5 protein-coding genes are annotated in these 6,518 nt (G+C 69.2%); 3 read left to right on the top strand and 2 right to left on the bottom strand.

The window, feature by feature from the left end; genetic code table 11:
• Positions 1-442: ubiquitin-like domain-containing protein (locus AC1D1S_RS18260; RefSeq protein ID WP_476995113.1), on the bottom strand; the 442-nt coding region annotated here is incomplete at its 3' end.
• Positions 443-746: 304 nt separating this feature from the next.
• A complete protein-coding gene (locus AC1D1S_RS18255) occupies positions 747-1,634 on the bottom strand; it encodes a TatD family hydrolase (protein ID WP_476942953.1) in 888 nt (295 codons plus the stop codon).
• Between the two features lie 178 nt (positions 1,635-1,812).
• On the opposite strand from AC1D1S_RS18255, the gene AC1D1S_RS18250 reads away from it, so the two are divergent.
• The 3 genes from AC1D1S_RS18250 to AC1D1S_RS18240 form a co-directional block, all read left to right on the top strand.
• The gene (locus AC1D1S_RS18250; RefSeq protein ID WP_476942952.1) at positions 1,813-2,970 is read left to right on the top strand and encodes an AAA family ATPase; all 1,158 of its coding nucleotides are present in this window, start codon (positions 1,813-1,815) and stop codon (positions 2,968-2,970) included.
• Positions 2,971-2,984: 14 nt separating this feature from the next.
• Positions 2,985-4,526: a DUF58 domain-containing protein gene (locus AC1D1S_RS18245; protein WP_243179859.1), complete on the top strand. Its 1,542-nt coding sequence runs from the start codon at positions 2,985-2,987 to the stop codon at positions 4,524-4,526.
• The coding region (locus tag AC1D1S_RS18240; protein WP_476995112.1) for a transglutaminase TgpA family protein at positions 4,523-6,518 on the top strand (1,996 nt) is incomplete at its 3' end. The genes AC1D1S_RS18245 and AC1D1S_RS18240, both read left to right, overlap by 4 nt.

The following is a 6,518-nucleotide window of genomic DNA, read 5'->3' as shown; positions in this document are numbered from 1 at the left end:
AGATGGAGACGAAGGAGCCGGAGACGGCGAGCTGGGCGTCCTTGGGYRCSGASACCTGCGAGGCGCTGGCCACGCCGAGYTCGGTCACGAGCCCTTCGACGGTGGGCGMKGTGGTGGAGATGGTCCGTTCGGCGCCGTCCAGGCTGACCTTGACGGCCTTGGCGAGGTTGACGTTGATGACTGACCCGTCCTGCACGTGGGCGTCCGCTGAAGGCGACACCCTGTCAGATGGCTGCAGTTCAACCTTGGCACTCTTGACGACTTCCCCGACGGTTCCGCCGAAGGTCTGGACGGAGCTGACTTTGCCATCCACGTTGAGTGTGATCGTCTTGTTATTGCCGACGAAGGCCACGAGGCCCAGCACCAGTGCCACCAGCACCACGAGCTGCGTGCCAACCTTGACGAAGCTGAACTTGCCGTCCGATGTGAAGAACTTGACCACAATTGCCCGAATCTCTTGGACCTTCCGGGCACGGGGAAAAGTGCACGTGGCCATCCACCGCGAGCGCGCCAACGGCGGCTCCGGACAGCGTCCGGAGCGTCACGGAACATGCGTGCACTGCCTCACCCAAAACGAGAGCGCGCATGTGGTTTGTTGGCCACAATGCACGCCCTGCTGGAGTGAAATTATCCGTAGGCCTTCCCCGACCCCGGCTAATAGTTGACCACTGTAATCGAAGCGTTATAAAGGAACCAAGAATTTGTGCATACCTGGTATCTATGCCGGGGAGCTGGATGAGGGCGGTTCAGTCCCAGGATCCGTACGCCCGCACCGTATTTGCGGCGATCTGCGCACACAGCCCGGAAAGCTCCGACCCGGTCACATCGGCCATAGCCCGCACGGTGTACGGAACCATGTAGCTCGCGTTGGGCCGGCCGCGATGCGGGTGCGGGGTGAGGAAGGGCGCGTCGGTCTCGACCAGGATCCGGCTCGGCTCAGCGATAGACAGCGCGTCCCGCAGGTCCGTCGCGTTCTTGAATGTCACAGTTCCGGCAAAGGACATGTACCAGCCCTCCGCGTTGCAGGTCCGGGCGAGTGCCTCGCCGCCGGAGAAACAGTGGAAGACCACCCGCTCCGGGGCCCCCTCTTCGCGCAGGACCTGGACGACGTCGTCGTGGGCGTCGCGGTCGTGGATTTGCAGCGTCAGTCCGAGCCGTTTGGCGATGTCGATATGGCGGCGGAACGAATAGCGCTGGTGGGTCAGGCCCTCCCCCTCGGTCCGGAAGAAGTCCAGGCCGGTCTCCCCGATCGCCCGGATCCTCGGATGGCCGGCGAGCGCCTCGATCTCGGCCAGGGCATCCTCCAGGCCGCCGCGCCGGGCGTAGCCGGGGGCGTCGTTGGGGTGGAGGGCAACAGCGCCCAGGAGCCGGGAATCGAGGTCGACCGCGTTGACCGTAAACCGGGACGATTCGAGGTCGCAGCCCACCTGCACGGCGCCTTGCACGCCCACGGCGGCGGCGGCATCGAGGGCGTCCTTGATGCCCACCTCAAGCTCCGCGTCGGGAAAGTCCAAATGCGTGTGGTTGTCCATGACCGGCACGGGAAGCGGTTCCGGTGCGGGCGGATACCCGCTGCGTCCGGTACCGTCGTTTCCAGGCGACCGGAAGGGGACGGGAGTGAGGGGATTGAGCATTCATCCACCCTAACCGGAGGCCAGATTTCCCCGGAACTCTCTGTCAGGGCCGGCAGTTGTGTTAGTAGTCTGTTAATACTCTGTAATTTCCCCGTTAGGAAACAGGTGAATGCCACTGCGGGGCCCCGGCCGCCGCGGGCGGTCAGATCCGGGACCCACCAGGGCTGAAAGGCTGCCGATGGATTACCACCGCACTTCCGTAGACGACATCCTCCCCCAGGGACAGAGTCTCCCAGGCCGCCCGTCCTTGGACCCAAACGCATCCGGACAGCGGCCCCCGCGGCATGAACTGCCGGCCATGGATGCCGACGCTTTCCACTCAGCCAGCACCCGGATCCTGACGGCGATCAATACGGTCATCGACGGCAAGGCCGAAGCGGCCAAACTGGCGCTCACGGTCCTCCTCGCCCAGGGCCACCTGCTCCTCGAAGACGTCCCGGGGGTGGGCAAGACGCTCCTGGCGAAGACGCTGGGCCGCACCATCGACTGCTCCGTCAGCCGGATCCAGTTCACCCCGGACCTGCTCCCGTCCGACGTCACGGGCGTGTCCATCTACAACCAGGCGACCCGGACCTTCGAGTTCCGGCACGGCGCGGTGTTCGCCAATATCGTCATCGGGGACGAAATCAACCGCGCCTCGGCCAAGACCCAGTCAGCCCTGCTGGAGTGCATGGAGGAGCACCAGGTCACGGTGGACGGCACGTCCTACCGGCTGGATGAGCCCTTCATGGTGGTGGCGACGCAGAACCCCATTGAGATGGAGGGCACGTATCCGCTGCCGGAAGCGCAGCGGGACCGCTTCATGGCCCGGATTTCCATGGGCTACCCGGACCGTGAGTCCGAGATGGAGATGCTCGAAACCCACCAGGCCTCCTCTCCGCTGGCGCGTGTGACGGCAGTGGTCACCGCGGCGGAAGTGGCCGCCATGATTGCCACGGTGCAGCAGGTGTACGTGTCCCGGTCCATCAAGGAATACACCGTGGCCCTGGGCCGGGCCACGCGGGAAAGCGGGCTTCTCCGGCTCGGCGCCAGCCCGCGGTCCATGCTGCAGCTCCTGCGTGCGGCGAAGGCCACCGCCGCGCTGGAGGGACGGGACTTTGTGCTGCCGGACGACGTCGTCAGCGTCGCCGAAGCGGTGCTCGCCCACCGGATCATCCTCGACCGCAAGGCGGCCAGCGCGGGTGAGACGCCGCAAAGCGTCATCCGGGCCATCATCGCCAAGATACCCGTCACCCCGGACGTGACGGCCTCACCCAACGGAACCGGCGGCCCTGGCCGGAAGAAGGCCTCGGCCATGGCAGCCGCGCCGCCGCCCAACGTGCCCAATCCGCACTAGGGAATGGCTCCGCCGTGGCGATAAGGGATCGGTTCCCCGGGCACTTCTTCAGCAGCCGCGGCTGGGGCCTGCTCGGCGCGGGTGCGGTGTCGCTGCTGGCCGCGCAGATCATGGGGCGCCGGGACCTGCTGGCCCTGGCCGTCCTGCTGCTGGTGCTGCCGGTGCTCGCCCTGGCTGGAACCCGGGTCCTGAAGCCGAGGTTCCGGGTCTACCGCGAATTCAGCCCGTCGCCGGTTGAAACGTCCGCCCGTGCCACGGTGCGGCTGGCCGTCGCGCGGACCGGGGCGGGCACAGGCCACGCCGTCATGGAGGAACACTTGCCGGCCCGGTTCGGCGAATCGCCTGTCTTCCGGTTCCCGGCACGTGCGGCAGCCGGCGGCACCAGCCGCTATGAGTACCACCTCCGCTCGGCCAGGCGCGGCCAGTTCCTGATCGGGCCCGTCACGGCGGAATTCAGCGATCCCTTCGGGCTCTCCTTCCACCGCCACGCGATTGACGACGGCGACCTCCTCACCGTGACGCCCGCCGCCATCGAGCTGCCGGAGACGGGGCTCGCCGGTGCCCGCGGGCACGACGGTGTCACACCCACGCGGGCCCGGGCCAATCCCAGCGACGACGACGTCATGACCCGCGAATACCGCCACGGGGATCCGCTGCGCCGGGTGCACTGGGCCGCGACCGCCCGCCACGGTTCGCTCATGGTGCGGCAGGAGGAATCCGTCACGACCCCCGAGGCGACCATCATCCTGGACCAGCGGCTCTCGGCCTACCCCCACGGGGTGTTCGGCCACAGTGCACATTCCTCCGGCGGCCACCCGGGCGGCGGCGAGGGGGACGGCCACGACCTGCTGACCTCTGATGCCTTCGAGTGGGCTGTCACGGCGGCGATGTCGATCGGGGCGCACCTCGCGGAACGCAACTACTCACTGCGGTTCCTGGACAGCGCGGGCGCGCCGGCCTTCCGGAATTCGCCGTCCGCTCCCGACCCGGAAGCCGAGGAATACACCGGAACGGCCGGGCTGCAGTCCATCGCCGAAAGCCTGGCTGCCATCGAGCTTTCCGGCCCGCACCACACCCACCACCACAACCACCCGCGCCGTGACCGCACGGCGCCCCGCCCCCAGGCCCGCCCGCAGGAGGCCGCGGCGGGAACCAGCACCGGGTCCTCCGCGGCGGGTGGATTCCGCTCCGGGGCCGCTGCGGGCACCGGGGGTGCCCCGCACGCCTTCGACGACACCCTGATGGACAAACTTTCCGCCCACCGGCTGCGCGGACCTGTCCTGGCGGTCCTGGGCAGCCTGACTCCGGCCGAGGCCCGGGCGCTGTCCCCGGCCGCCGGGTTCGGCGCGAACGCCTTCGCGCTGCTGGTCACGGACCGGGCACAGGACTCCGGCGAAGTGCCCGAGGTGCTGGAGGCGCTGCGGCTGGGCGGATGGCGGGCCCTGGCCGTATCCGCCCAGAGCTCGCTGCCTGACGCCTGGGCAGCCTTCGACCAGGCAGACCCGGGGATGTCCGCCGGGGCCGACGTCCGMCGCGGCGTGGGGGCCCGGCCATGACCCTCGCCCCGCAACGCAGCCACGGAACCGGCACCGGCACGGCCGGCGAAGAAGAACCGACAGCCCTCTCCCCCGGTGCGGCGTCCCGGCCGGACGGACCCGGTGCCAAGCCCTGGGTGATGGCGACCGCCGTCGCGGTGGCCGTCGCGGGCGCGGCCCTCGGATTCAACGGCGTCCTGCGGGGCTGGGCCTGGTACTCCCCGGTGTTCAGTACCGTCCTCTCCGTTGCGTTCTCCCTCGCGGTGCTCCGGTCCCTGCGTGCCCGGCCCTGGCTGGTCACCGCCGGCGGCCTGGTTGCGCTGATCGTGGCCGTGACCTTCATCTTCTTCCGGCAGCACAGCATTGCCGGGTTCATCCCCTCCCCGGAGACCATGAACTACCTGGGAAAGTTCCTCCGGCGGGCCAGCGAAACGGTCCTGGCCGAGAGCACCCCAGTGGCCCCCAACGCCGGAATCGTCATGCTGATCTGCGCGGTCCTCGGACTGCTCGTGATCCTCATCGATGCCCTGGCGTTCCCGCTGGCGCTGCCGGCCACGAGCGGGCTCGGAATCCTGGCAATCCTCGTGGTGCCGGCCATGGTCAAGCCGCAAAGCGTGGGGGTGCTGGGGTTCGTGGGCGCCGCAGTCGGGTACCTGTTGATCCTCGGCTGCAGCCATTGGTACACGCCGGATACCCGCACCCTGGCCGATACCGCCCGCAACCCCGGGCAGCTGCGGCGCGGCACGGTCACGGCCGTCGCGGCGCTGACCCTCACGCTGGTGCTGCAGCTGGTCATCCCGGGTTTCGACCAGGGCACGTTCCCGCAGGGCTCGCGGCTGAACCCGTTCGGCGGCGCCACCGGCCTCAATCCGATGATCAGCCTGGGCAACAGCCTGCGCAGCCCCTCCGGCGAGGGCCGGATCACCTTCGCCACGAACGCGCCGACGACGCCGTACCTGCGCTCGGTGACGGTGGACACCTTTGACGGCGATGCCTGGTCACCCGATGACCGGGAGTCGAGCCGGCAGCCGGGAACGGGCCGGCTCGAGGCCGGGCATGAGACCGCCCCGGCCGAGCTCCGCGTGATTACGGCCGTCAACACCGGCCAGTACACGAGCCCGTACCTGCCCGCGCCGTATGCGCCGGAAGCTGTCAACGGCCTCTCGGGGCGCTGGAGCTGGGACCCCGCCACGCTGAGCATCAAGGGTGTGGACACAAATTCCCGCGACCAGCAATATGTGGTCTCGTCCGTGACTCCGCAGCTCACGGCAGCGCTGCTGGCGGGCGCTTCCGGGCAGGTGCGCGGTGTCCCCGAACTGTTCCTCCGGGAACCGTCGAATGTTCCGGAGGTTGTGCGCAGCACGGCTAAGACTGTGACGGCGGGTGCCAACTCGCCGTATKCGCGGGCCATGGCCATCCAGAGGTATTTGCGCTCCGCCGAGTTCACCTACTCTCTGCAGTCCCCCGTGCAGGGCGGCTACGACGGCAACGGCCTGTCSGTGCTGGCGGACTTCCTGACCCAGAAGAGCGGCTACTGCATTCATTTCGCCTCCGCCATGGCCGTGATGGCCAGGCTGGAGGGCATTCCGAGCAGGATCGCCGTGGGCTACGCGCCGGGGCGGCCCACCGGGGCCACGGTGGYGGTCTCGGGCCAGGGCCCGCTTCCGGAGTTCGAGGTCGATGCCCGGGACGCCCACGCCTGGCCGGAGCTCTACTTCCAGGGCGTGGGCTGGGTCGCGTTTGAGCCGACACCGTCCCGCGGCGTCGTTCCGGCGTACGCCACGGATGCCGCCGCCCGCAGCGGTGCCAGCACCAACGACCGCAACGACGCCCTGACCCCCGGTGACGGTTCCACCCAGGCACCGTTCCCGGCCCCCGGCACGGTCCCGCTTCCCGGGGCGGGCACACCGGCGCCCAGCGGCGCGCAGGCGGCACAGGCGCTGTACGGTGTTGCCGCCGTGCTGCTGCTGGCGCTGCTGGTGGCCTCCCCGCGGCTGGTGCGCAGCGGCGTGC

The sequence above is a fragment of the Arthrobacter sp. P1_A5 genome (genome assembly GCF_056406825.1).
This window is presented reverse-complemented; position numbering and strand designations above follow the sequence as displayed.

Excerpts from the sequence above, each read along its gene's own strand:
- AC1D1S_RS18255 (WP_476942953.1), bottom strand. The coding sequence starts at position 1,634 with ATGCTCAATCCCCTCACTCCCGTCCCCTTCCGGTCGCCTGGAAACGAC.
- AC1D1S_RS18250 (WP_476942952.1), top strand. The coding sequence starts at position 1,813 with ATGGATTACCACCGCACTTCCGTAGACGACATCCTCCCCCAGGGACAG.